This is a genomic window from Streptomyces sp. NPDC014727, assembly GCF_043083485.1.
Taxonomy (GTDB): domain Bacteria; phylum Actinomycetota; class Actinomycetes; order Streptomycetales; family Streptomycetaceae; genus Streptomyces.
Window position 1 is genome coordinate 412,055 of sequence record NZ_JBIBYR010000003.1, and the last position, 23,113, is coordinate 435,167.

Sequence of the window (23,113 nt, forward strand, 5' to 3'; positions counted from 1 at the left end):
TCCCTCATGTCTTTCACGGATGGATCTGAGCCAGCTGTTGAACGAGTGGTCTGCCTGCTGCTTCACCTCCCATGCCCGGCCGTCGGGCGTTTTGGCCCCGATGTCCCCGGCCTGCCGCTCACTGCGCGAGGATTTCTGTGGCTGCGCAGATTCTCGGCCTGCCGGACGACGCGGTCCACGCGCTCGGCGAGATCGCGGCGCCCCTCCAGGTACGGGCGCACCTCGGCAAGCGGCCCGACGAGACGGACGGGGTCCTTTCCGTCGAGAGCGACACCGAGTTCGGCCACGGTGACGCGAGCCGCCTCGGGGAGATCGTGGAGGGACGTGATCTCTCCGGCCAGAATGCGCAGGTCCGCCGCGTCGCCCCGCGCCCAGGTCGAGACGGCGCGGTCGGCAGCCCGGCGATCGCGGACGGCCTGTATCCGTTGTTCCCCAGTGGTGCCCAGGTGACCTGTGCACAGTCGCAGGTATCGGCGCTCGGCGGCCTGGCGGCTGCTGACGCCCAGCGGATGAGCGATATCGGCCCAGCTGGCCCCTGCTCCACGTGCCGCTTCGATCAGGACTGGTTCCCACACCGCCAGCCGACGGCATACGTCGCGCAGCAGCCGGAGAGCGTCCAGCGCCTCTCCCGGCCCTGCCGCGTCACCGGCGAACTCCGCTCCGCCGGGTGCGCCGGCCCGTCGCACGGCGGCTTCCACCGCGCCCAGCGCCTGCGTCGCTGCGGCAAAGGAGACCGGCAGACCAGGGAGGTCCGGCGTCTTCGAGGCTGTCCCGGTCACGGACAACCCACCAGGTGAAATGCGTGTCATCGTTCGCATGACATCCCACTTGTCATCCTTTGGATGACATTTTACAACCAGACCGACAGAGGACGTCCGGTCATGAGGGCCCGTCGTCGGCACCTCGGGCCGCGCGACGGGCGGCTCACGCGTCCGCTCGGCAGTCTGCCTCGCCCCGGCCGTCCGCCGCTGGAACTGCTCGGCGCGCTGTCGACGTTCGGGGCCGAGACGCCGGTGCACCGGGCGGGCGTCCTGCGACAGCTGCGTCAGATCTTCTCACCCGGCCGGCCCGGGACTCCAGGTAGCGCTGCTCGGCGAGGCTGGCGGTGGACTTCGCGGCGCGCCGGTAGTGCTCGTACGCCCCAGCCGTGTCGCCGGTCTTCTCCAGCAGATGTGCCCGTACGGCCAGCAGCCGGTGATGCCCGGCCATCCGCTCGTCACCGTCCAGTGTGGTCAGCAGGGCCAGCCCGGCCTGCGGGCCCTCGGTCTCGGCGAGCGCGATCGCCCGGTTGAGGGTGACCATCGGGTTGGGCGCGATCCGTTCCAGGATCAGATAGAGGGCGTGCACCTGCGGCCAGTCGGTCTCCTCGACGGTGGCCGCGTCGGCGTGCGTGGCGGCGATGGCGGCCTGCAGCTGGTAAGGCCCCAGTGCCGGGCCTGCCAGCGACGCCTTGACCAGCTCGGTGCCCTCGTCGATCAGACCGCGGTCCCACTTGGTACGGTCCTGCTCGTCCAGTGGCACCAGGCCGCCGGCCGCCGTCGTACGCGCCTCCCGGCGGGCATGGGTCAGCAGCATCAACGCGAGCAGCCCGGTCACCTCGCCGTCGCTGGGCAGTTGCGCGTGGACCATCCTGGCCAGCCGGATCGCCTCGTGCGCGAGGTCGGCACGGTGCAGTTCGCTGCCCGAGGAAGCCGTGTAGCCCTCGTTGAAGATCAGGTAGAGCACGTGCAGGACGACCCGTAGCCGCTCTTCGCGTTCCGCGCCGTCCGGCAGGCTGAACGAACTGCCTGCGGCCTTGATGCGCTGCTTGGCCCGGCTGATCCTGGCCGCCATCGTGGCCTCCGGCACCAGGAACGCGCGGGCGATCTCGGCGGTCGTCAGACCGCCGACCGCCCGCAGCGTCAGGGCGGTCTGCGAGGCCGCGGTCAGCGTCGGATGACAGCACAGGAACAGCAGGACGAGCGTGTCGTCGGTGTCCGGTACGTCCTCGGGCACCACCTCGGCGGCCGTCGCCGACTCCCGCTCGCGGCGCGCGTGGTCACTGCGCATCTGGTCGATCAGGCGCCGGGACGCGACTGTCACCAGCCAGCCGCGCGGGTTGTTCGGCACACCCTCGGCCGGCCACTGCACGGTGGCGGCGAGGACGGCCTCCTGTACGGCGTCCTCACATCCTTCGAACTGGCCGTGCCGACGTACCAACACACCGAGGACCTGCGGCGTGAGTTCACGCAGCAGGTCCTCGATGGCTGGTGCTGTCATGCCTCCAATTGTCCATCAGCGAACATCACCTGTCGTACCTCGACCCCCAGACCCTCGATCCCTGCGTCCGGGATCTGCGATGCCAGCTCGATCGCCCGCTCCTTGTTCTCGCAGTCGATCAGGTAGAAACCGCCCAGATACTCCTTGGACTCCAGGAAGGGTCCGTCGGTCACCACCGGCTGGCCGTTGCGTACGGACACCACAGCGGCCTGTGACGGATCGACCAGCGCCTGGGTGGTGATCAGCTCGCCGGACTGCTTCAGTGCCTCGATGAACTTGCCGTGACCGTTGCCGATCGCCCCCTTCTCCTCGTCGGTCAGAGCGTCCAGCACGGCCGGGTTCATGTGCAGACTGATCAGGAACTTCATCTCGTACTCCTTGTGGTTCGCGAGCCCTGGCGGGGGCTCTTCGACCGGTTGGTCGGAGCCGACGCCGCCGTCTTGACATCCCCCACCGAAAAGTTCGCACCAGTTTTTCACCGTCGCACCGCCCGGACCGTGAGGTCGTCAATTCCGCGGGCGCCCCGCCGAGCCGGGCACGAGGAATTTCCGGCCGTTCCGATGTCAAGAAGCTCTCGACCGCTCCGACCAACCGGCGAAACATCAAGAGAACAAGGAGTTTCGGACATGCGAGTCAACCGGGCATGGCTGGGGCTGGCCGTCCTCATGCTGCCGACACTGCTCGTCGCCATGGACACGACGGCATTGCTCCTGGCGCTCCCGCGGCTGAGCGCCGACCTGGGGGCCGGCAACGTCGAGCAGCTGTGGATCAGTGACAGCTATGGATTCATGGTGGCCGGCCTGGTCATCACGATGGGTACGCTCGGCGACCGGATCGGTCGCCGACGGCTGCTGATGATCGGCGGAGCTGCGTTCGCGGTGCTGTCGCTCGTGGCGGCCTTCGCGGTCGATCCGCTGATGCTGATCGTCGCGCGTGCGTTGCTGGGCGTCGCCGGCGCGACCCTGGCGCCGTCCACACTCGCCCTTATCACCAACATGTTCCGCGACGAGGGACAGCGCGGGAAGGCCATCGCGATCTGGGCGACCTGCCAGTTCACCGGCGGCGCGCTCGGACCCGTACTGGCCGGATTCCTGCTCCAGTACTTCTGGTGGGGCTCGGTGTTCCTGTTCGCCGTGCCGGCGATGGTGTTGCTGCTGCTCGCAGGGCCGGTCCTGCTGCCGGAGTTCCGCAGCGACCAGGCCGGCCGATTGGACCTGGGCAGCGTCGGGCTGTCGCTCGTGGCGGTGCTTCTGATGGTCTACGGCATCAAGCAGCTGACCGTCGAAGGCGCGCCGGTCTTGGCGACGACGGCCCTCGCCATCGGCGCCGCCGTCGGATTGCTGTTCGTACGCCGCCAACTGCGGCTGGAGACCCCGCTCCTCGACCTACGGCTGCTGCGCAACCGCCCGTTCACAGCCGTACTCGTAGCGCTGGTCTTCGCCGGCATCGCCATGGCCGGTACGGGTCTGCTGGTGACCCAGTACCTGCAGAGCGTGCTGGGCCACTCGCCGTTCGCGTCGGCGGTGCTGTTCGCACCCATGGGCCTGGGCGTGGCGGTCGGCACCATGGCCGCACCGGCGCTGGCTCGGCGGATGAAACAGACGACCGCGATCGCCGGCGGGCTCGTGGGGTCGGCGCTGGGCAGCCTGCTGCTGGTCGGCGTCGACGGTGCGAGCGCCCTGCCGCTGGTGATGACCGGCATCGCCGTGCTCGCGCTGGGTACCGGCCCGCTGTTCGCGCTCGGCACCGGGCTGGTCGTCGGGTCCGTACCACCGGAGCGCGCCGGCTCGGCGGCGTCGATGTCGGAGACCGGCAACTACTTCGGCGGTTCGCTCGGCTTCGCGCTGCTCGGTGTGGTGGCCGCGGTGGTCTACCGCGGCCGGATGAACGGAACGTCCGACTCACTGGCCGGCGCGGTCGCCGCCAGCCGACATCTTCCCGCCGACCGGGGCGCGGAACTGCTGCGCACGGCGCGAGAGGCGTTCACCGCCGGCCTGCACGTCACCGGCGTCGTCGCCGCTGTCATCTTCGCCGGACTGGCCGCCCTGATCCTGGCCATGCGCCCGGAGACACGGACCGTCCCGGCCGCACTCCCCGACTACGAGGCGACTCGCTCATAGAGTTCTGCCGAGCCGCGTCGTGGCTGTCATGTCCGAACGCGGCACTCGGCACTCGGCACTCCATCCTCACCTGCACGCGTGACGAGCATGGCCGACACCCGACCGGTCCTGTGGCGACCAGCGATCACGAGGCGGGCTCGGACACGGAAGGCGGACTGCGGAGGCACCGGCCCGCCCGCAGCCGTCGGCTCCGGGCGGGCCGGCTCCGGCAGCCGTCGCTCCTGGGGGTCCAGTCAGTGCCTTCCTGCTCGGGCGAGGGCCCTGTCGGCCTGGGCGGCCAGCGCGGCGACCAGATCGGCTGCGGGTGGCAGGTCGACGACGAGGTCGACGCCCTCGCCGGCCCACACCGGCAGCGGGGGCACAGCGCCGCGTGCCACATCGGCCTGATAGCCATGGCGGGCGCGGGCGTCCGCGGCGAGTTCGTCCTCCCTGCCCCGCCAGCGGTCGAGGTAGGGATGGCCGAGGGTGCGAGCCGTGTATTTCGTGTTCTGTCATCGAGCTCCCCGGCGATGTCGAGGACACCGTTGCGTTCTGTGTCCTCCCCCCGCCCGCGGACGATCGTCTCGGCGATCGAGGGGTCGACCAGGGACTCCGCCGTGGCCTGGAAGCGGGTGCCGACGAGGGCCCCGGCGGCCCCCAGTGCCAAGGCGGCGGCCACACCACGGCCGTCGGCGATCCCACCGGCCGCCAGCACCGGCACCGGTGCCGCCAGGTCCACCACAACGGGCACGAACGGCAGCGTGGCCCTCCCGTGCCGAGCCCCGTGCCCACCGCTCTCGCTGCCCTGCGCCACGATGACGTCGGCCCTCAGATCCACCGCCTGCCGGGCCTCTTCGAGATCGGTGACCTGAACGATCACCGAAGCACCCGCCGCACGGATTCGCTCGACGAACGGGGTCGGATCCCCGAATGACAGCGTCACCGCCGCGGGACCGTACTCCAGCGCCTGCTCGACCGCGTCGACGCCTACTGCCCAGCTCAGGAACCCGACTCCCCACGGCTTCCCGCCCCCGGCCACGATCGCCAGCTCACGGTCCAGCCAGTCCCGGTCATCTCCGTACCCACCGCCCAGCAACCCCAGCCCCCCACCGCGGGAGACAGCCGCAGCCAGAGTTCCGCCGGCCGACCCGCCCATGGGCGCCGACGCAATCGGATGCTGCACACCGAACAACTTCGTGAACGCCGTCGACAATGCCATGCCCTCATCATGGTCCCCGACCTGCGAACCGCGCAGCTCATTCCTGGGCGCTCCGCCTCCACCAACTGCTCGGCCCTTGCGGTCGCTGAAGTCCGGGCTGAAGCAGCTTCAGTTCCGTTCAACTCCGGGCGGTCCGTGGAGTGGGCCGCTTCTCGTACGAAGTGCGACGAGCACGTGCCGGCAAGCCGTCGCGAAGGGAACCGGCCCGGCGGTCATCGCCGGTCCGGGCGTTGGAGGATGCACCGGCATCCCCTGAGATCTGTCAGGGTGATCCCCCATTTTCCTCGATCAGAGGTTGTCGGCCCTACGAGTCTGCCAGCACACTGACCGCATGCCCGGCGATATCACCAGAGCAGATGATTCTTCTTCACCTCGTCACCACGTGTCCGATCAGCGGGTATCTCATCGAGACCGGGATCAGGCCGTGGAGATCCTTCAGGTCGCGGCCGGAGACGGCCGGCTGACCATCGCCGAGCTGGACGAGCGCGTGGAAGCAGCGCTTGCCGCACGTACCGCCTCCGACCTCGCGGCGCTGACCGCTGATCTACCGCTTGAAGGGATGCCGTCGCAGGCTCGCGAGGTGATCCAGATCGACCAGCGCTTCGGAGAGGGCAAGCGCACTGGTCGCTGGCTGGTTCCACGCCGGATGCAGATCCGGCTGATGTTCAGCGACCTGAGGCTCGACTTCACCGAGGCCGTGATCACCCACGAGACCCTGCACATCGAGGTCGACCTGCGCATCGGCGGAAATCTGACGCTGGTGACCCCGCCGGGGATCGTGGTCGATGCCGACGACGTCACCTACAGTCGCGGCGACATCAAGCTCCGCCCGGTCACCGGCCAGGATACGCCGGTACGACTGCGTGTGGTGCTGAGCGGCAAGTCGACCGGTGGCGACATCGTCGCTCGGCCGCCACGGCGCACACCCGGCCAGTGGCTTCGACGCAAGCCTCGAACAGCCAACGGCCACTGACCGCCTGACGGCTGGTTGGCCGTGCATGCAGGCGCGGGAAGTCGAGTCGGAGCCCGTTCTCACGTACGAAATCAATTCGTGAGGGGCTGGGGGAAGCGCGTGGACGCGCGCACGACGGGTGTCTTGATCACGACGCATCCGGTGTGGTTCCGGTGCGCAGGGAGGGATCACGAAGCTCTACCTCGGCATCCCTGTTGTGCTTGTGGCTCGTTCATGCGGTTGAACTCGGGGCGTTGTTCCGAGTGGGGCCGGGTGACTTGACGGGTGCCGAGTGGAATCGGCTGCGGCCGTCACGATGGTCGAGCAACAGCTCAACTGCGCACGCCAGGCCCTCAGTACCACCAAGGGAGGAATCCACCGTGTCGGACCTCTGGGTCAAGTTGGAACTCGACGTGAACACCTTCGACGCGGAGCGCTTCGACAGGTACGTGAAGCGCTGCCAGGACGCCGGGATGCGTTTGATCACCATGGCCGAGTTGGGTGACACCCCACAGCACCGGCGCGCACTCCATGAACTCAACAAGGAATGCTCCGCCGACGTCCCGGGCCGCGGCGAGTTCTACACCTTCGACGAATACTTCGAGTGCAGGATCGACGTCCCCTCCTACGATCCGCGTGGCGTCGTGATCGCGCTCGACGACGACACATGGTGCGGGCTCGCCGCGACATCGGACCGGAGAGCCGCCGGCTTCGTCTTCAACGAGATGACCGGGGTCAGGTCTGCCTACCGCAGTCGGGGCCTGTCGATCGCGATGAAGACGTTCGGCATCGGTTCGCACGCCTCTGTGGTGTGGACAGGATCCGCACGATCCACCATCCGGACAACAGCATCGCCATCGGGATGAACCGGCGCCTCGGATACATCGACGCCGAGTGGGACTGACCTTCGGGTTCGACAGTTCGGATTCCGCAGAGATCCGTGGGACACTCCGCAGTTCAGAGGCCGGCTGCTGGACCAGTGGCCGCCGACCGCGACCCGCGGATGCGACGCTACTGGCGGCTCGTGGCCGAGGCCGGCGGCGACCCGGCCACGCTCGGTACGTCCCCCCTGTGGCTGACCGACTCCCTGGAACGCTCCGTGAGCCCGGACGGTGCTGCTGAGGCGTGACCAGCAGACCGGGGCGGTCCGGGGTGATGTCGGGGGCCGGATAACGTGCAGTCGCTGCCGCCCGGTTGCTCGGCAATGGAACAACTCCGGGAAGGCTCCGCGGGCACGTCGGGCCTGCCGCAGGCTGTGACATGTGACGGCCTGCGGGCGGACACCGCCGAAGCTGAACTGCGCTGAAGCAACACCATGACGAACCTTCTCGTCAAAGGACCTCCGCGACCGGAGTCCGCCGAATGCCGGAACTCCCCCAGCACGGCTGTCCGCTGCGCGGGAACAGGGGTCCGTCCTCCCACAACACGGACCCCTGTTTCATGCGGCGGTGTGCCGGCTGGTCAGGCCAGGAAGAGGCCGATCTCCGCGCCGGGCCCGTGGTGCCGGCCGCTGATGTACTCCGCTTCCAGGCGGGGCACCCCTGAAGGCCGGTGTCCGCACTCGGGCTCAGGCCGTTTCGGCCGCCGGGGCTGCGGTGCTGTCGCTCGGGGCGGCAGGCCATTCGCGGTGTCCTTCGTCGTGCCAGAGCGGGCGTCGGTCGACCCGTAGGCCGAGGATCTCCGGTCGCGCGTAGTGGCCGCGGGAGTCGACCCAGACCTTGACGGCGTTGATGTCGGCAAGGTCGATCTCGGCGGTGACGAGCTTCTCCTCAAGGTCGGTGTGCGGGCCGGCGAGATATTGATTGAAGGGGTGGATCACGGCCGACCAGCCGCCGCCCGCAGTGATGTGCTTCTGCGGTCCGATGGTGTGCTCCATCCACTGCAGGCACCTCTCGTCCACCGGGTTTCCGGCAGAGATGACGAACGCCTGGGCCGTGAGAGCGTGGGTCTTCATCATGGCGTCGATCTGGACGTCGGCGACGGTCTCGAAGCCGGTCATGGTGGACAGACCGGGCCATGCTGCGGCGTGGATCTGCTGGCCCTGGGTGATCAGTGACTGACGGGCCAGATTCATGGTGTGTTCCCAGCAGGCCAGGCCTCCGATCCGGCCCAATGTGCTGTCGAAGACTCTGAGAGTGGCACCGCCGCCCTGAGCCCACACGATCCGTTCGGCGTAGGTGGGCTGGAGCTTGCGGTGAACTCCGAGAAGGGCGCCGTCGGGTTCGATGAAGACCTGACTGTTGAAGCACGTGCGGGTACCCGCGAGCCGTTCGCTGACGCCGAGAACGACGCCGACCCCAGCACGGCCACAGGCCGCTTGGACCCGGGCGATCTGCGGACCGGGCACCTCGACGGACGCCTCGGCGTAGGCGGCGTTGGCACCCTGCTGGTCCAGCGGGGCGTAGGCCTCGATCCAGTACGGGTATCCGGGCACAAACGTCTCGGGAAACACCAGCAGGTCGATACCTTCCCGGTCGGCCTGTTCGATGAAGGCGATGACTCTGCCGACGGTCGCCTCGGTGTCCATGAACACCGGAGCTGCGTGCACCGCCGCGACAGTTCGTCTCGTGGAAGTGGGAGATGACATGTGTCGGAGTCCTCCTCGGAAGCGGAGCGCACCGGCAGGAACAGGCCGTCGAGCGGTGTCCGGGGGTGCACAGTCCGGATGCGGATCAACCGGTGAGCCGGTCACGAAGCAGCCTGCCATCGTTCGCAGCAACGTGTGCCTGTGCTGGCCAGTTCGAGCAAGGCATGTCAAGATCTGCCGACTTCGGCGTCGATATGCAGAGCCGCAGACCGACGGAGACAGCTTGCATCGTGGGAGAAGCACAATGCGTGTGCGCCAACCGTGCCATGAGATCGTCCCTGTCGTGCGCCCGGGACTGCGTCGGGGCGACCCATGCCCTCTTGCGCGTGACATCGCCTTTGTCCGGCTCGCCCGGGTGTAGAGGCTGCCGGCTGACTCGGGAGCGGAACCGATGAGTAGATCACCGGAGTTGACGGAGTCGGCAATGGAGCGCCGTAACGCTCGCCTGTATCTCATCGGGCTCGGGCTTTCGATGATCGGCGATACCGCGCTCAGCCTGGTGGCCGGGATGTGGGTCAAGTCGCTCACGGGGAGCAGCTCGCTTGCCGGGTTGACACAAACGTGCATCTGCTCGGCGGTGGGGCCGTTGCCGCACTCGACGCCGCCACCTTCGTGGCGGCGGCCGCTGCGACGGCATTGCTCAAGCCGCCACCCGAACAACCCCGGCCGCCGCGGACCCGATGGCGCACGGAAATCCTCGCCGGCGTCGCCCATGTTCGCGCCACTCCGCCACTCGCGCGGATCCTCGTCGTCGCCGCACTGGTCATGGGGGTGTCGGGTGTGGGCGTAGCGGCCCAGTACAGCCTGGTCGCCGGGCTGCATCAGCCGCCCAGCTACCTCGGTGTGCTCACAGCGCTACTCGGCGCGGCGTCTGTGCTGGCCAGCCTGGTCAGCCCCCGCGTGATCGCCCGGGTCGGCTTGCACACCCTTGCGCTCCTGGGTCTGGCTGCTTCCGCCGGTGGTTCGATCCTGCGGACCCTTCCCTGGATGCCCCCGGTATGGTTCGGATCCTTCTTGCTCGGGTTCGCGCTTCCATGGGTCTTCCTCGCCGCCCTCAATGCCGGGCAACAAATGACCCCAACCCACCTGCAGGGCCGTGTCACAGCCGCTAAGCACCCACCCAAGCACTCGGTTCACTGCTGATCGCGCACATGAGCTATCAATCCATCTACGTCGCGTCGGCCATCGCAGCAGTCGCTCTGGCCATTGTTCTCGCACACGCCGCGCGACGGTCTTCAATCCCCGAGTACATCTGTACGGCAGACAACGACCGCTGACGGCGAGCACGACCGGGCGCCGTCTCGCGGTCACCCGTGGACCGAGGCGGGCTTCACAGAGATCGCACGCGTCCAGATCAGCGCTGCGTTCCAGCGGCCGTTCCTCCGCGATCGGCTTCGGCTATCGCATCGCGGGTGGTGCGCTGCCCCGTGAGCACGATGAGGACCGGGTGGGGCACTCAGCCTCGGCCGCCCCGGTGTTGCAATCGCCCGGGACCGCCGACCGTCAGCGAACTCCTGTCGAGCCACGAAACCTGGCGCCTGGGGCCGACCACTCGGCCGGCCCCAGGCGGCGCCCCGGCGGGCATGCACCGCGGATGCGGCCGCCCCGGGTGCGCGGCCCAGAACTCAGGTCCTACCGTCCGGACTTCTTCAGCCGCTCGGCCGCCTTTGCCGCGGTTTCCTGGGCCTTACCCGTCAATTGCTCACCGCGGCCCTCTGCCTGCATGCCCTTGTCGTCCATGGCACCGCCGACGGTTTCCTTCAGCTTGCCCTTGACCTGCTTGGCCTTCGCCTTTGCCTTACCCATGACGATTCTGTCCTTCACTGTGGGGGGACTGACGCATCCACCTTGCGTCGATCACTCCGAGGCCGCAATCGGTGACACGTCGCACTCATGAGCAACCGGAAGAAACGGCCGTGGGAACGGCACTCCTGCGTCGGTCGGGCGGCTCGGGGACCGGACGGGTCCGGGACCCGGCATCCGGGGCGGCTCCGCGTCTGGCTGGGGCTCGGGTTCGCCGGGGGCGTGTCAGCGTTGGGAAAGGTTCCCGGTCACACCGGCATTGTTGACTGCGTAGTGGGCTTTTCTGAACGTCGCCACGGTTTGCGCCAAGGCCGCTCGACGGCCGCCGGGTCGCCTACGTCGCCGGGGAGGGACCGGCCAGCGGCGTCCTTGATCTGCAGGTCGACCGCGTCGAGCATGTCGGTGCACTGGCCCACGAGGGTGACGGCAGCGCCGTCGCAGCGCCCATGCCGCTCCCGGCACCGGTCACGAGTGCGGTCCTGCCCCGCGAACTGGTTCATCGAGCGTTTTCGGCGTTGCCTTTCCAGTGTGAGGACGGCTGCGGCGGTCGAGATCATTCGATTGGGCCTGCTGCGCGACCTGCAGAAGATTCTCCAGGATTCCGGCCGTGCCATCCCACGTTCGACGAGCGCCCAGGCCTGGGCCAGTACTCGGTGGACCATGCGCCCACTGGCCGACCGACGTTGACGACGAGACGGATTTCGGAGTCGACGACGACATGGTGGTGGGCGTAGTGGTAGTTCTTCGACCACAACCCCCGAGCGAGCCACCATGACTTCACCCGCAATCACGAACCAACTCGTGTGCTCCCGTAGCATGCAGGTGTGATCAAGCCCATTGAACTCGTGATATTTGACTGTGACGGCGTTCTGGTGGACAGCGAGCGCATCGCAGTACGCGTGGATGCGATGAGCCTGGCGTCGCTCGGCTGGCCGCTCAGCGAGGCCGAAATCGTCGAACGCTTTGTAGGCCGCTCACACGCCGACATGATCACCGATGTCGAGAAGCACCTCGGCTACAAGCTTCCGGACGGGTGGGAGGCGGAGCAGCACCATCTGTACCACAAGGCCATGGAAGCCGAACTCACCGCTGTTGACGGCGTAGTGGAGGCCCTCAACCAGATCCAGCTGCCCGCCTGTGTAGCCTCCAGCAGCAGCCATGACGGCCTTCGCCACACCCTGGGCCTGACCGGGCTGTACTCGCGCTTCGAAGGACGCATCTACAGCGCGGCGGAAGTGGTCAACGGCAAGCCCGCACCCGACCTCTTCCTCCACGCGGCACGGCACATGGGATTCGCCCCCGAGGTCTGCGCCGTTGTCGAGGACAGCCGCTACGGTGTACAGGCTGCCCGCGCCGCCGGCATGCGCGCGTTCGGCTACTGCGGCGGCCTCACGCCCGAAGAATGGCTGCACGGACCGGGCACGGTGGTCTTTGACGACATGCGTGAGCTGCCAGCTCTCCTCGCCGAGGTGTGATTCTCGGCTGTTGATCACGGGACGCCGCTGTTCGTTCCTGTCCGGATCCGGATGATCCGGTGAGTGCGTTGCCGCGGTCAGGTCGTGGCACCGGCCCGGCAGGACCGGCGAAACCCACAGCGCACGGGCGGGTCGGGTCAGTCACGACCTGCACGTTCGCACAGTGGCGTCGGTGCTTGGCGAGCAGTCGGCCCGGCCATCGCCAGATGGTCGCACCCGGCTGGGGTGCCGTCCAGCAGCACGTACGAACGGCGCCGTCTCGGCGCTGAGAAGGATCACGGTCCGACCTGCGGTGGAGCCGCTGCTCTCTCGTCGAGTGCCGGAGCATACTCGACTCGCTCCCACGGGCGTGCCTCTTCCGTGGGCCGATGCCATCGCCGAGCAGATGAACATGGCTTTGCGCCCACAGTCACGGCTGGAAGCACAAAGCGAGCTTTTCTGAAACGCTCAGTAGGACCGTCTCCTCTGTCTCTCATCCTCGTCTCAGCTCGGGGCCGCGATGAGCCGGCCCGTGTCCTCGCTCATTTCTGACTGAGCTTGATGCGTTCGGTCAGGTCACCGATCGCGCTGCCGAGTTTCTGCACGGGGTCGGCGAGGGTGGACAGGGCAGATTTGATATCGACTGTGGCGGCTGTGTAGTTGACCATGCCGGCCGCGTGGTCCAGCCGTGCCCACACGGCGGCTTCGGCCACCAGCGCGTCGCGCTGAGGGCTGGCGACCGGATGCTGGGATGCCTGGGTGAGCAGTTCGCGGGCCTTGTGGCCGGGGTCGCTGTCGGTCATGGACCGTATCTTGCCAGCGGCCTGCTGCTCTGGGCGGATTCGGTGGGCGGATACCATTCGAGTCCGGGCGAACGACGGGCAAGCGGTTCGGAACCCGCACGACACCGAGTTCCTCTTCAGACCGGGGCGTATCCCCCGGCACGCCCGCAAGGAAGGTGTCCCAGCCGGACGACAACTGCATCGGACCCGACCGCTGCATCCGTCGAACGGCGGCACTCGATGACCCCTACGGCCCACGGACGCCTACCGGGACAGACGATCCGCAGGCGGTCGCGCGGGCGGGAGGCGAACCACGGTTTCGGACGGAAGCCGCCATGGGACGCAGATCGGGGACGGTCCGCATGCTGGAGTCCACGTGACCGGCTCTCGTCCGGTGATGGCGGCTGGCGCCGCAGAGGGCCTCGGGGAGCCAGCCACATCGGCTCCGTCAGCGGCGAGCCTGCGAACCACAGCTGCTCCGATTCCTCGTGCGCCGCCAGTGACCAGGGCCTTCCTGCCTGTCAGCTTTCCGCTCATCGGTCTTCTCCAGTCCACGGGAATCCGGTGGTCATGCCGAATGCGGGCATCGCGAGGATGGAACACCGCCGCGTCAACACCCGCAGGCTCCGAAACAGGGCGCTCTGTAGAGGCGGACCTCCCGCCCGCATGGGCCTCAGAAGCCATATTCATGTACCAGCGGGCCGGCCGCAGAACGGCGAGACCACGTGCCGCCTCCCCTGGCCGCCTCCGTAGGAACCCGGCCGGGCCTGACGGCAGCCGCCGAAGTTCAACGCTGCCCGTGTGCCTCCCGCGCTCGCCGTCGCAGAGGCGCGGCCCGCAACACTCGACCTCCCCATCTCCCTGGACATCAGCTGCCGATCGCACCGCAGATCGCCAAAATTGCACCTACCCTTGCCCGTTCGGTGATGGCAAGCTCTCGCCCAGGCAGCTCCCACCACTCATCAGGCCGCGTCAGGCGCATGACGACCACATGCGTCCGTGCACGGGACGTTACATATCGGGGGAACGAGTGAGAGACGAACTGTTGGAGCCGGAGAGCTTCACCGAGGTGGCGGCGTTCATGGCGGGTCTCCGTCGGTTACGCGCGCTTTCGGGGCTGACGTTGCGGGAACTGGCCCACCGGGCCGAAAAGGAGGGTCGTGTGCTGCCCGCCAGTACGCTCTCCACCGCCCTGAGCCGGGAGAAGCTGCCGAGGGCCGAACTCGTGGAAGCGCTCGTGCGCGCCTGCGGCTGCCCGCCGGACGTCGTCGCCGCCTGGTTGGCGGCGCGCAGCAGGCTCGCTCATCCCGCAGGTCCTGAAGCCGCTTCGAACGGTGCGCCGGCAGCGGCGCCTGACCAGGAAGACTCGGCCGATGCGGCGGCGGCAGTACGGCGCGGGCGCCCGGGTCTGCGGCGGCAGGCGGGCGCGTACATCGCTGTGGCGGTGGTCGCCGCCGCTGCCGCCTTGGGGCTGGTCCTGTACGAGCGGACCCAGACCGGTTCCAGGGCCGCCGACACCGATCAGGGACCGGCCAGTAAGGGACTGGTCGACGTTCCGGGTGATGCCAGAGCACCATCGGCCCGGTCCGGGTCCGTACCGGAAGGCAGGTACCGTATTCGTGCCGTGCATTCGGGGCTCTGCCTCGCGGAGCGCGTCGGTGAGGGGTCGGGCCAGGTCCACCAGGCGCGATGCACCGATGCCATACCGGACTACGCCCTCGAACGGCTTGCCGACGGTACGTATCAGATCCTCTCCAACCACCCCGAGTTCGGGCCGGGGTGCATGGGTGTGACGGACCGGCGTACCGCCGATCTCGCCCAGGTCGCCGATGACGTGTGCGGACGACGGGGTCCTGCCGAGCGCTTCGCGCTGGAGTCCGCGGAGACCGCCATCGTCAGCCCGCCCGCCACGACCGGCCCCGGCACCTCACCGGACCAGGGCTCGTACAGGCTGCGCCCACGCCATTCCCAGAAGTGTCTGGGTTTCACCTCGTCGGCAAGGGCCGGCGAGCGGGAATGGCAGCCACTGCTTCAGCTGTCGTGCGACCCGGTGGCCGAAGAACGGCTGTTCGCCTTCGATCCGGTGAAGTGACGACGCCGAGGGCGGTGCTGACCGCGACTGCGGTCCTGGCGCGAACGGTGGGCGGCCCGGCCGAGCGGCCGTACGACGACACCCAGCACCTCCTCGGCCGAGTAGTAGCCGAATCGGCGTGAGTCGAAGCTCTGTGCCCGATTGTCCCCGAGCAGCACGAGCCTCCCCGACGGCACAGTGGTCTCGGGTACGTCCGCCAGGGACGGAACGCTGTCGCGCGGTATCGCGTCACCCGGCACGGCGGCGACCCGTTTGATGATCCAATCGAAGTACGCAGGTTCCTCGGGGCCCATCACAGCGCGCCCGAGCACCGCGAGTTCCCCGACCGCTCGGACGGGGCCGCGCCGGACGAGGAGGCGGTCCCCGCCCCGGAGCGTGGGCTGCATGCTCGCTCCCCGGACCGTCACGACCACCCATCGGCCGCCCAGCAGGGCACGGCCGACGGCCAGCATCAACCAGGGAACGGGCGCCAGGACGGACAGCCACACCAGTGGTGGCGCGGGCCGGTGCAGCACCGCCGGAGGTACGGCCGTGATCAGCAGGGTCAGCCCCGCAAGCAGCGGGCCGCGCATGGGGCGGGCGAAGGGTTCGCCCCGGCGGGAGGCGGGAACGGTCATGGTGGAGTTCCTCAGTCGCGCGCGGCGGCCCGGTAGCCGGATGCCTGGATGGTGAACAACCGTGCGTAGGTCCTGCCCAGTTCGAGCAGTTCCGCGTGGCTGCCCTCCTCGGCCACGCAACCGTCTTCCAGTACGACGATCCGGTCGGCGCCCCGTAGTGCGCCGAGGCGGTGCGAGATGAGCAGACTGGTCCGGCCGGTGCGTGTGTGCTGGAGCGAGGCGTGGATCTCGGCCTCGGCCTCGGCGTCGAGACCGGCCGACGGCTCGTCGAGGATCAGGAGTTCGCTGCTGCCTCTCAACAACGCCCGTGCCAGCGCGAGCCGTTGGAACTGTCCCCCGGACAGCACCACGCCCGTCTCCGGGTCATCCTTGTCCCCTTCCATCATGAACGTCCGGGAGAGCAGGGTCTCGTAGCCGTACGGAAGGCGGCTGAGGACGTCGTGGATGCCTGCCTCGCGTGCGGCGCGGGTGAGGCGCTCGCCATCCCCCAGCGCACTCAGGTCACCCAGGGCGATACTCTCGGCGGCGGTGAGGTCGTAGTTCATGTAGTCCTGGAAGACGACCCCGATCCTGCGGCGCAGCTCTGCGGGGTCCACGTCGCGCAGGTCCACGCCGTCCCATCGAATCGCGCCTTTCACCGGGTCGTAGAGTCGGCAGAGGAGTTTCACCAGGGTGGACTTGCCGGCCCCGTTGAGGCCGACCAGTGCGAGGGAACGCCCGTACGGAACACGGAGGCTGACGCCCCGCAGGATCCACGGATGGTCGGCCGAGTAGCGGAACCACACGTCGTCGAACTCGATCGCCCCGCCCAGGGGCGGCAGGTCGCGCGGCGCCTCGGCGACGGGCAGGTCCTGCGCGGCGGTGGTGACGGCGACGAAGTGGCCGAACATCAGCAGCGACTGGTGGGTTCCGGCGATCGCACCCGCCAGACCCCCCAGCGCGGACTGCACGGCGACGACGGCGGTGAGGAACATCGCCACGTCCCCCAGGGACAACCCGCCCCGGCTCGCCGACGCCACCGCCCAGACCAGGCCGCCGCCGGAGACGAAGGCTCCCAGCATTCCCAGCCCCGCCTGCCAGGTGACCTCCCTGCGGTCCACGGTCCGCCGTGCGGCGTTGGCCGCCCGCCGCTCCGCCAGCATCCGGCCCCGCAGATGGGGGGCGGTTCCGAACAGCCGGATCTCCTTGGCGGCGGCCACGCTCGACAGCAGGTGGCTGTAGAACATCTCCCGGCGTTCGATGGGACCGACCGTGACCGAGACCGCTGCCCGCTGCCGGGACAGCGCCACCTCCGCGAGCAGTGTCGGGATGCCGGCGAAGAGCACCAGGACCGTCATGCCCGAACTCAGGGTCCACAACGACAGCAGAAAACCCATGAGCACGAGCGCCGACTGGCCCAGGCGCAACAGGCCGTCCACCGCTTGGAGGGGCATCGTCCCACCCGCCTGTTCGGCGAGGCGCAGCCGGTCGAGGAAGGCGGGGTCCTCGAAGCGGGCGAGGCCCACGAACCGCTCGACCGCGCGGAACAGCTGGTCCTGTGCCCGCACGCCGACCGAGCGGTCGAGTTCGGAGCGCAGGTACTCGGCGCCCTGGGGGCCGATCGCCAGCGCGACCCCCGCCAGGGAGAATCCCACGGCCGACCACACCGGATCCCATGCGGGAGTGCGGCCCGACAGTCCGTCGAGGATCAGCTTGGTCAGCCAGGCGGCCACGACCGGCAGGACGCCGCCCACCAGAGTCGTCATCACGTAGAGGCAGAAGGTTCCGGGCGCCGCGGCGAAGGCCAGGCGACAGGCCGTTCGCAGGGTCTGCCGGCCTCGGTTCCCCGGCGGGGCCGGCGGTTCTCCGTCCTCCCGCCGCAGGGTCGGCGGACCTCCGTCCCGCGGCGGGCAGGGCGCCTCGGCCATCAGATCAGAGCGCCCATCGGCTGGTCCAGGTCGATGCTGTTGGCACTGACCCGTACCTGACCGAGTTCGTCCCGCGCGACGCGCAACATCGTCGGGAAGGCGGACACCTTGAACGCCCCGGCGACGGGGCCCATGCCATTGGTCACCACGACGCGCGCGACCGGAGCCAGCGCCTCAGCGAACTCCCGCTCCTTGCCGTCGTCCTCGGCGACCACCACGAGGGTCTGGTCCCGGCCGCCGGGCAGCTTCCTGGCGTACTCGACGAAGCGCGGCATCTTCTCCCGGCACGGTGAGCAGTCGTGCATGAAGAAGGCCACGACGCAGTCCTCGGCGAGGTCGTCGCGTCCGACTTCCGCACCGTCGAGCGTGACGGCGGCGAACTCACCGACCTCCAGGCCGACGGGTACGTCCGACTCGTTCGGACCGCCGCGCTCGGCCAGCAGTTCGCTGTGCTCGCGCAACCGCCTGACCACGCCGATGGTCAACAGCAAGTTCAGGCAGCACAGCAACCCCACTACCAGAACGAGAACGAGGAACAGGGCATTCATTGTCCGACTCCGTTTCAGGTACGTGAAAACTTCTGACGCTTCAGGGATGACGAGCGGGCCGCCCGGGGAGACGACTGTCCCCGGCGAACACGGTCACGGGCAGGGACCTTTGTGGCGGCGCCCGGCCTGAACAGCGAGACGACGTCGTCGAGCACCGTGACCAGACCCCCCAGCACGGCCCCGGCACAGACAGCGCTCACCGCCCCGGACCACACCAGCGGCCCGTGCGGCGCGGACGATGCGAAGACACCGGTGGCCGCGGCCGCGACGAGCAGCACATTGCGCAGCAGGTGTCGCGGCGCGAGCACCGCCGACGAGGCCCCGAAACAGCGGCACGGCCTGTCGCCACCGCGCCGCAGCAGGACCGCGATCGCGCCGGAGAAGACGAGCAGGAGCAGGCCCGCCGCAGCAAAGCCCGCGACGGCGAGGAGGCGCGAGGGGGCGGCAAGGCAGGCGACCAAGGCGAGTTCACCCGCCACGACACAGCCGGCGGCCGACGCGGTCAGCCGGTCCGGCAGCAGCCTCATGGCACGCAGAGACACACGGAATTCCCGATGGGACGACGGCCCCAGCTTGCTCAGGGACGAGATCAGGAACACGACGCCGACGAAGCAGCGCAGGCCGAGAGCCAGGTAGTGCATGACAGACATCCACCTCTACTGGAAAGAGCGGCGCCGCGTGGGCGCCGCCCCCGCTTCGGACCCGATCAACAGGACGTCGCGCCGCACCAGGTGCTCTTGACGACACAGCCCTGTCCGTCGCAGCAGTACGCCTTGCACTGCTGGTTGCTCGGGCACTGCCAGCACGCCTTGAACCACTTGCAGCCACACTGCGCCGCAGAAGCCTCAATGCCGGGCACGAACCGCTCCAGCAGGCCGGCGCCCATGGCCTCCAGTTTCTTCAGCAAGGGATTCCCTCTCTCTTCCAGGTCACCCAGCCCTTCCGTGGGCCGAGCCGGAACCAGATTCACCAACCCCTGAGGTGCCGTGCAATCGACCGGCGCACCGGCACAGTACGGATCGGTTCCGTACCTGTCCCGCAGTGAACATGCAGGTCGAAGCAGGTTTCAGATCCTGTCCCGAACAGGCCGGTACAACCCGGAACGAGGAGCCGCGCAGGCAGTTGAACCCGGCGCGCAACCCCCGAACCGTGGCGCCGGAGCCAGTGCCCAGATTGAGCGCGATCGATCGCCGCGCAGGCCGAAGCGATGGCGTTCACCGGCTCACCCGCTGATCGGCCCGGCCGGTGCAGTCCCGACGCGTGGGGCATTGACGTCCGGCACCGGGAGCGCCGGCATTTCCGCAGTGGCCTCGACGCCGGTGTCCTTGTTCAGTACCCCGACCGCGTGGTCGATCATCTCGCCGTGTGCGTATACGGCGAACGATGCGGCCGGCACCTTGTACTCGGCCGGAAGCTCGCGAAGGCGACTTTCCAACCAGCCACAGAGTTGCTTGAGTTCGGACATGCGCCTCTTGTCTCTGCAAGGGAGAACGGGCGATTCCGGGAGGGTATGACCTGCGCACTCATAGCCGATCCGTGAGAATCGACGAGAACTGGCGAAACCTTCATCGCGGCCGATGAAACACCCGGCCGCCGCTATGGGTTACCGCCGAAGCCAGTCCACCGCCTGGGCGGCGGCGAACCGCCCCCGTCCCTGGACGAGGTCGCCGTGCTCGCCTCCGGCGCCGCCGCACTGCTGGACCCCCGCCTGGGAGCGTCCTCACTCCTGAACACCCGTACGGGGCTTCGCCCGTACGCCCTCGATCGCTTGCCGCTGATCGGGCGCTCGCCGAATCCGTCGGTCCTGGTGGCGACGGCCACCTGCGCACCGCGCGCCTGGGCTCGCGCAGGGCCGGATCAGCCCTGCGCCAGCGGTCAGGGTCGGCTCAGCAGGTTCAGAGTGTTGGTTGCGTTGTCGACGAAGTAGACCCGGTTGGGGTTTTTGGCGATCGCGAGTCCGAACAGTGCGCCCGCTCCCGGCGGGGTGCCGCTGGTGTCGAGCGTGCGCACGGCCGGCTGGACGCCACGTGGGGTGGTCTCCACAATGTTGCCGTCGCCGCTGTTGACGGTGAGGATGTCGCCCTTCGGGGTGATCGCCAACCCGAGCGGGCCGTTGAGGTGTTGGTCGGTGGTGACCACTCGGCCGATACCGGCGCTGGTGCGCCGGGTCAGTGCGTCCGGGATCGCGGTGATGCGGTTGTCGACGGTGTCCGCCACGTAGAGCGTCCCGTCCCGCAGGCCGACACTCGTCGGCCCGATCACAAGGGCTGTCGGGTCGGTCTTCTCGGCGAAGCCCGAACCGATCTCGGTCGTGGCGATCCGGGTCGGGGGCCGGTTGTCCTGGGCGCGCAAGGTGATCCGCAGCACGGAGCCCTGCCGCACGACGTTGCCGCCGCCGGCGACCGTGTCGTTGAGCACGTTGGTGACGAACAGATCAGTCTTCTCGCCGCGGCTTCTCGCGGTCATGTCCCAGGGACCGTTGATCCCCTGGCCGCTGAAGGTCTCCCGGACCTTTCCGTGGCTGTCCAGCACGAGCAGACACCCGGCCTGCGCCGTGGCGGACGTGCCGTCGGTCGTGGGCAGGCTGCCTACCACCACCCAGCCGCCCGGCAGGATGGACAGTGCGGTGGTCAGCCCCACACCCCCCGGACACGGTCCTGGCAGGTTCTGCGGGTCGATCTGGGCGAACAGTCTGGTCGTGCCTTGGGGCTGACCTGCACGAGAGTGGTACCCGTGCCCTGCTGGTTCGCGGCATTGTTGAAATTACTGACCAGTACGTCGCCGCGTCGCAGGTCACCGATACTCTTCTCGACCAGGGCGGCGTACGGGTTCTGATCGCCGTTGGCCGGAATCGTCGACGCACGGTCGAGATGGTGTGCAGCGGCCCGAGGAACGGTCTCCCGTCCCCACCCGGCGGCACGGCGGATGCCGTCCGGCCCACCGCCATCATCGCTGTCGCTGCGGTCACAGCCACCGCCGCGAGACGCGAAGCGAAAACCAGCCTCATCAGGGTCATAGCTCCTCATCGTTGTTACGGCCGTCCTGCGGTCTCACGACGATCACAGAGAGTTGCCCGTCATCACATAATCGGACTCTCTGGCGCAGTGCACGTCAGACAGAGCCGGATGCGCGACTCGGTCATGGAGCGAGGCAGGCTGCGGCAGCAGCACAGGACAGCGAAGGGGTCGAGCCAACCGTCTGAGCGTCAATCACAGCTACTTTGCGGGCGGATTCGTCCGAGCCCGGCGAACCTGCTGTTCCGGCCACCACCAAAAAACCGATCCGCTCGCCGTCCTGCCTCATCGAGCACGGCGTACCGGGTGCGCGCAGCGAAGCCCATTCGGCGCTGTCGCTTGACTTCGGGCATGGTCTCCTCCATAACGTCATCCCATGTCGGACGAGAAAGGCTCGGGCGAGCCCGCGAAGCTGCCGCGCTCGCTGTACGAGCGGGAGCTGTACCGGCTCCAGACCGAGCTCGTGAAGCTCCAGGAGTGGGTACGCGTCGAAGGCGCACGGCTCGTCGTGGTGTTCGAGGGACGCGACGCGGCGGGCAAGGGGAGCACGATCAAACGCGTCACCGAACACCTCAATCCCCGAGTGGCGCGCATCGTCGCTCTGCCGCGACCCACCGAGCGCGAGCGCGGCCAGTGGTATTTCCAGCGCTACGCCGAGCATCTTCCGGCCGCGGGGGAAATGGTTCTGCTGGACCGGAGTTGGTACAACCGCGCGGGCGTCGAGCGCGTCATGGGTTTTTGCACCATGGAGGAATACCAGCGATTCCTTCGGCAATGCCCGATTTTCGAGCGAATGCTGGTGGAGGACGGCATTCTGTTGCGCAAGTACTGGTTCTCGGTCAGTGACGCGGTGCAGGAGGAGCGGTTCCGGCGCCGGCTGCGGGATCCCACCCGCCGGTGGAAACTCTCGCCGATGGACCTGGAATCGATCACCCGCTGGGAGGCCTATTCGCGGGCGAAGGACGAGATGTTCGTCCATACCGACATCTCGGAGGCTCCGTGGTACGTCGTCGAGAGCGACGACAAACGCCGGGCCCGGCTGAACATGATCGCCCATCTCCTGTCGAGCGTGCCGTACGAGGCAGTCTCTCCACCGGTGATCGAACTGCCTCGGCGCCCTCCGGCCACCGGTTACCAACGGCCGCCGAGGAACCTTCAGACGTACGTCCCCGACCACGCGTCGCAACTCAGGAAGTGAGGTGAGGGGTTTCTCACGATCGGGCCGCCGGCCCAGCCTCGTGGAAGGCGAAGCGGACCGCCGCCCATCCCCTCTCCGGCTCCCCGATCCACACGAGGTTCCGCCCGTGCACGCCTTCGATTCCGGCCCTGTCACCACGCACGACGATGACGGGGCAAGGGGCCCGGGCGGCCACGGCCAGGCTGACCGAGCCGAGCAGAAGTCCGGTGAGCCCGCCACGGCCTCGCTTCCCGGTGATCAGCGCCTGGGCCTTGCGTCCCTCGTTCAGAAGGGCGGTCACCGCGTGCTCGGGCGTCACCTCGACCGAGACGTCGACGTCCGGACGGCGGCGGGCACGCTCAGCGGCGGTTTCGGCGATGCTGTCGGCGAGCGCCTGGTCCGAAGGGCGGCCCAGGCTGAGCGTCGGCGCGGCGCCCTGGTCGGCATGCACGACGTGCTCTTCGGCAGCGGCAGACGTCACTCGGCGGTGCTGGTTGCCGCCCCGGCGTCCGGCTGGCCCACGAGTCGCAGGCGGCCGATAGTGGAGGGAGGAGTGCAGGGTGGGGCGGCGCGAGCGCGCATGGGACGGGCGGCAGTCCCGGA

At 68.6% G+C, this 23,113-nt stretch carries 24 protein-coding genes; 8 read left to right on the forward strand and 16 right to left on the reverse strand.

Translation table 11 applies throughout. The features are described from left to right. Positions 1-62: 62 nt before the first annotated feature. The 3 genes from ACF1B9_RS07925 to ACF1B9_RS07935 all read right to left on the reverse strand — a co-directional run bounded on the left by ACF1B9_RS07925 (position 63) and on the right by ACF1B9_RS07935 (position 2,627). Positions 63-818, reverse strand: a complete 756-nt coding sequence (locus tag ACF1B9_RS07925) for a type III effector protein (protein WP_391739671.1) — start codon at positions 816-818, stop codon at positions 63-65. Between the two features lie 106 nt (positions 819-924). After that, the gene (locus ACF1B9_RS07930) at positions 925-2,259 is read right to left on the reverse strand and encodes an RNA polymerase sigma factor (protein ID WP_391739672.1); all 1,335 of its coding nucleotides are present in this window, start codon (positions 2,257-2,259) and stop codon (positions 925-927) included. Beyond that, positions 2,256-2,627 (reverse strand): YciI family protein, encoded by a 372-nt coding sequence (locus tag ACF1B9_RS07935; protein ID WP_391739673.1) that lies wholly within the window; start codon positions 2,625-2,627, stop codon positions 2,256-2,258. Before ACF1B9_RS07935 ends, ACF1B9_RS07930 begins: the two co-directional genes overlap by 4 nt. Before the next feature lie 258 nt (positions 2,628-2,885). On the opposite strand from ACF1B9_RS07935, the gene ACF1B9_RS07940 reads away from it, so the two are divergent. Then, complete coding sequence (locus tag ACF1B9_RS07940; RefSeq protein WP_391739674.1) at positions 2,886-4,379, forward strand: MFS transporter; 1,494 nt, start codon at positions 2,886-2,888, stop codon at positions 4,377-4,379. A gap of 124 nt (positions 4,380-4,503) precedes the next feature. On the opposite strand, the gene ACF1B9_RS07945 is transcribed toward ACF1B9_RS07940, so the two are convergent. Beyond that, positions 4,504-5,577, reverse strand: coding sequence for a nitronate monooxygenase (locus tag ACF1B9_RS07945; RefSeq protein ID WP_391739675.1), 1,074 nt, complete (start codon positions 5,575-5,577; stop codon positions 4,504-4,506). Between the two features lie 331 nt (positions 5,578-5,908). On the opposite strand from ACF1B9_RS07945, the gene ACF1B9_RS07950 reads away from it, so the two are divergent. The 3 genes from ACF1B9_RS07950 to ACF1B9_RS07960 all read left to right on the forward strand — a co-directional run bounded on the left by ACF1B9_RS07950 (position 5,909) and on the right by ACF1B9_RS07960 (position 7,658). Continuing rightward, the gene (locus ACF1B9_RS07950) at positions 5,909-6,550 is read left to right on the forward strand and encodes a DUF1707 domain-containing protein (protein WP_391739676.1); all 642 of its coding nucleotides are present in this window, start codon (positions 5,909-5,911) and stop codon (positions 6,548-6,550) included. A gap of 359 nt (positions 6,551-6,909) precedes the next feature. Continuing rightward, positions 6,910-7,395, forward strand: coding sequence for a GNAT family N-acetyltransferase (locus ACF1B9_RS07955; protein WP_391739677.1), 486 nt, complete (start codon positions 6,910-6,912; stop codon positions 7,393-7,395). A 113-nt stretch (positions 7,396-7,508) separates the two neighbouring features. After that, positions 7,509-7,658, forward strand: coding sequence for a hypothetical protein (locus ACF1B9_RS07960; protein ID WP_391739678.1), 150 nt, complete (start codon positions 7,509-7,511; stop codon positions 7,656-7,658). A gap of 438 nt (positions 7,659-8,096) precedes the next feature. Here the strand turns inward: ACF1B9_RS07960 and ACF1B9_RS07965 are convergent, their stop codons facing one another. After that, entirely contained in the window at positions 8,097-9,077 is a 981-nt protein-coding gene (locus ACF1B9_RS07965) for a carbon-nitrogen hydrolase family protein (protein ID WP_391739679.1), read from the reverse strand. A gap of 600 nt (positions 9,078-9,677) precedes the next feature. Between ACF1B9_RS07965 and ACF1B9_RS07970 the strand changes: the two genes are divergently transcribed. After that, positions 9,678-10,259 carry a hypothetical protein gene (locus ACF1B9_RS07970; protein WP_391739680.1) on the forward strand — a complete coding sequence of 194 codons (582 nt, stop codon included), beginning with the start codon at positions 9,678-9,680 and terminating at the stop codon, positions 10,257-10,259. A 489-nt stretch (positions 10,260-10,748) separates the two neighbouring features. On the opposite strand, the gene ACF1B9_RS07975 is transcribed toward ACF1B9_RS07970, so the two are convergent. Together ACF1B9_RS07975 and ACF1B9_RS07980 are read right to left on the reverse strand one after the other, a co-directional pair. Next, positions 10,749-10,922, reverse strand: a complete 174-nt coding sequence (locus ACF1B9_RS07975; protein ID WP_391739681.1) for a CsbD family protein — start codon at positions 10,920-10,922, stop codon at positions 10,749-10,751. Between the two features lie 245 nt (positions 10,923-11,167). Further along, positions 11,168-11,476 (reverse strand): hypothetical protein, encoded by a 309-nt coding sequence (locus tag ACF1B9_RS07980; RefSeq protein WP_391739682.1) that lies wholly within the window; start codon positions 11,474-11,476, stop codon positions 11,168-11,170. Positions 11,477-11,743: 267 nt separating this feature from the next. On the opposite strand from ACF1B9_RS07980, the gene ACF1B9_RS07985 reads away from it, so the two are divergent. Further along, a complete protein-coding gene (locus tag ACF1B9_RS07985) occupies positions 11,744-12,394 on the forward strand; it encodes an HAD family hydrolase (protein WP_391739683.1) in 651 nt (216 codons plus the stop codon). A gap of 521 nt (positions 12,395-12,915) precedes the next feature. Here the strand turns inward: ACF1B9_RS07985 and ACF1B9_RS07990 are convergent. Further along, a complete protein-coding gene (locus ACF1B9_RS07990; protein ID WP_391739684.1) occupies positions 12,916-13,176 on the reverse strand; it encodes a hypothetical protein in 261 nt (86 codons plus the stop codon). 1,060 nt (positions 13,177-14,236) lie between these two features. Here ACF1B9_RS07990 and ACF1B9_RS07995 point away from each other — a divergent pair. Beyond that, a complete protein-coding gene (locus ACF1B9_RS07995) occupies positions 14,237-15,247 on the forward strand; it encodes a helix-turn-helix domain-containing protein (RefSeq protein WP_391739756.1) in 1,011 nt (336 codons plus the stop codon). On the opposite strand, the gene ACF1B9_RS08000 is transcribed toward ACF1B9_RS07995, so the two are convergent. The 7 genes from ACF1B9_RS08000 to ACF1B9_RS08030 form a co-directional block, all read right to left on the reverse strand. Next, a complete protein-coding gene (locus ACF1B9_RS08000; RefSeq protein ID WP_391739685.1) occupies positions 15,187-15,864 on the reverse strand; it encodes a S26 family signal peptidase in 678 nt (225 codons plus the stop codon). The two genes, ACF1B9_RS07995 and ACF1B9_RS08000, sit on opposite strands and share 61 nt — an antisense overlap. Positions 15,865-15,875: 11 nt before the next feature. Continuing rightward, entirely contained in the window at positions 15,876-17,609 is a 1,734-nt protein-coding gene (locus tag ACF1B9_RS08005) for an ABC transporter ATP-binding protein (protein WP_391739686.1), read from the reverse strand. Between the two features lie 161 nt (positions 17,610-17,770). After that, positions 17,771-18,319, reverse strand: a complete 549-nt coding sequence (locus ACF1B9_RS08010; RefSeq protein ID WP_391739687.1) for a hypothetical protein — start codon at positions 18,317-18,319, stop codon at positions 17,771-17,773. Between the two features lie 14 nt (positions 18,320-18,333). Further along, a complete protein-coding gene (locus ACF1B9_RS08015) occupies positions 18,334-18,960 on the reverse strand; it encodes a MauE/DoxX family redox-associated membrane protein (RefSeq protein ID WP_391795896.1) in 627 nt (208 codons plus the stop codon). A 65-nt stretch (positions 18,961-19,025) separates the two neighbouring features. Further along, entirely contained in the window at positions 19,026-19,226 is a 201-nt protein-coding gene (locus ACF1B9_RS08020) for a hypothetical protein (RefSeq protein WP_376215592.1), read from the reverse strand. A gap of 315 nt (positions 19,227-19,541) precedes the next feature. Further along, entirely contained in the window at positions 19,542-19,784 is a 243-nt protein-coding gene (locus ACF1B9_RS08025; RefSeq protein WP_391739689.1) for a hypothetical protein, read from the reverse strand. A 410-nt stretch (positions 19,785-20,194) separates the two neighbouring features. Next, positions 20,195-20,959, reverse strand: a complete 765-nt coding sequence (locus tag ACF1B9_RS08030; RefSeq protein WP_391739690.1) for a hypothetical protein — start codon at positions 20,957-20,959, stop codon at positions 20,195-20,197. Between the two features lie 750 nt (positions 20,960-21,709). On the opposite strand from ACF1B9_RS08030, the gene ppk2 reads away from it, so the two are divergent. Beyond that, complete coding sequence (gene ppk2 / locus ACF1B9_RS08035) at positions 21,710-22,531, forward strand: polyphosphate kinase 2 (RefSeq protein WP_351085286.1); 822 nt, start codon at positions 21,710-21,712, stop codon at positions 22,529-22,531. A 13-nt stretch (positions 22,532-22,544) separates the two neighbouring features. Here the strand turns inward: ppk2 and ACF1B9_RS08040 are convergent, their stop codons facing one another. Further along, positions 22,545-22,991 carry a universal stress protein gene (locus tag ACF1B9_RS08040; protein WP_391739691.1) on the reverse strand — a complete coding sequence of 149 codons (447 nt, stop codon included), beginning with the start codon at positions 22,989-22,991 and terminating at the stop codon, positions 22,545-22,547. Positions 22,992-23,113: the final 122 nt, after the last annotated feature.

What these genes read in the sequence shown, in the direction of transcription:
- ACF1B9_RS07925 (WP_391739671.1), bottom strand. Translation starts at nt 818, where the DNA reads ATGCGAACGATGACACGCATTTCACCTGGTGGGTTGTCCGTGACCGGG.
- ACF1B9_RS07930 (WP_391739672.1), bottom strand. Translation starts at nt 2,259, where the DNA reads ATGACAGCACCAGCCATCGAGGACCTGCTGCGTGAACTCACGCCGCAG.
- ACF1B9_RS07935 (WP_391739673.1), bottom strand. Translation starts at nt 2,627, where the DNA reads ATGAAGTTCCTGATCAGTCTGCACATGAACCCGGCCGTGCTGGACGCT.
- ACF1B9_RS07940 (WP_391739674.1), top strand. Translation starts at nt 2,886, where the DNA reads ATGCGAGTCAACCGGGCATGGCTGGGGCTGGCCGTCCTCATGCTGCCG.
- ACF1B9_RS07945 (WP_391739675.1), bottom strand. Translation starts at nt 5,577, where the DNA reads ATGGCATTGTCGACGGCGTTCACGAAGTTGTTCGGTGTGCAGCATCCG.
- ACF1B9_RS07950 (WP_391739676.1), top strand. Translation starts at nt 5,909, where the DNA reads ATGCCCGGCGATATCACCAGAGCAGATGATTCTTCTTCACCTCGTCAC.
- ACF1B9_RS07975 (WP_391739681.1), bottom strand. Translation starts at nt 10,922, where the DNA reads ATGGGTAAGGCAAAGGCGAAGGCCAAGCAGGTCAAGGGCAAGCTGAAG.
- ACF1B9_RS07980 (WP_391739682.1), bottom strand. Translation starts at nt 11,476, where the DNA reads ATGATCTCGACCGCCGCAGCCGTCCTCACACTGGAAAGGCAACGCCGA.
- ACF1B9_RS07990 (WP_391739684.1), bottom strand. Translation starts at nt 13,176, where the DNA reads ATGACCGACAGCGACCCCGGCCACAAGGCCCGCGAACTGCTCACCCAG.
- ACF1B9_RS07995 (WP_391739756.1), top strand. Translation starts at nt 14,237, where the DNA reads ATGGCGGGTCTCCGTCGGTTACGCGCGCTTTCGGGGCTGACGTTGCGG.
- ACF1B9_RS08000 (WP_391739685.1), bottom strand. Translation starts at nt 15,864, where the DNA reads ATGACCGTTCCCGCCTCCCGCCGGGGCGAACCCTTCGCCCGCCCCATG.
- ACF1B9_RS08005 (WP_391739686.1), bottom strand. Translation starts at nt 17,609, where the DNA reads ATGACGACTCTGGTGGGCGGCGTCCTGCCGGTCGTGGCCGCCTGGCTG.
- ACF1B9_RS08010 (WP_391739687.1), bottom strand. Translation starts at nt 18,319, where the DNA reads ATGAATGCCCTGTTCCTCGTTCTCGTTCTGGTAGTGGGGTTGCTGTGC.
- ACF1B9_RS08015 (WP_391795896.1), bottom strand. Translation starts at nt 18,960, where the DNA reads ATGCACTACCTGGCTCTCGGCCTGCGCTGCTTCGTCGGCGTCGTGTTC.
- ACF1B9_RS08025 (WP_391739689.1), bottom strand. Translation starts at nt 19,784, where the DNA reads ATGTCCGAACTCAAGCAACTCTGTGGCTGGTTGGAAAGTCGCCTTCGC.
- ppk2 (WP_351085286.1), top strand. Translation starts at nt 21,710, where the DNA reads ATGTCGGACGAGAAAGGCTCGGGCGAGCCCGCGAAGCTGCCGCGCTCG.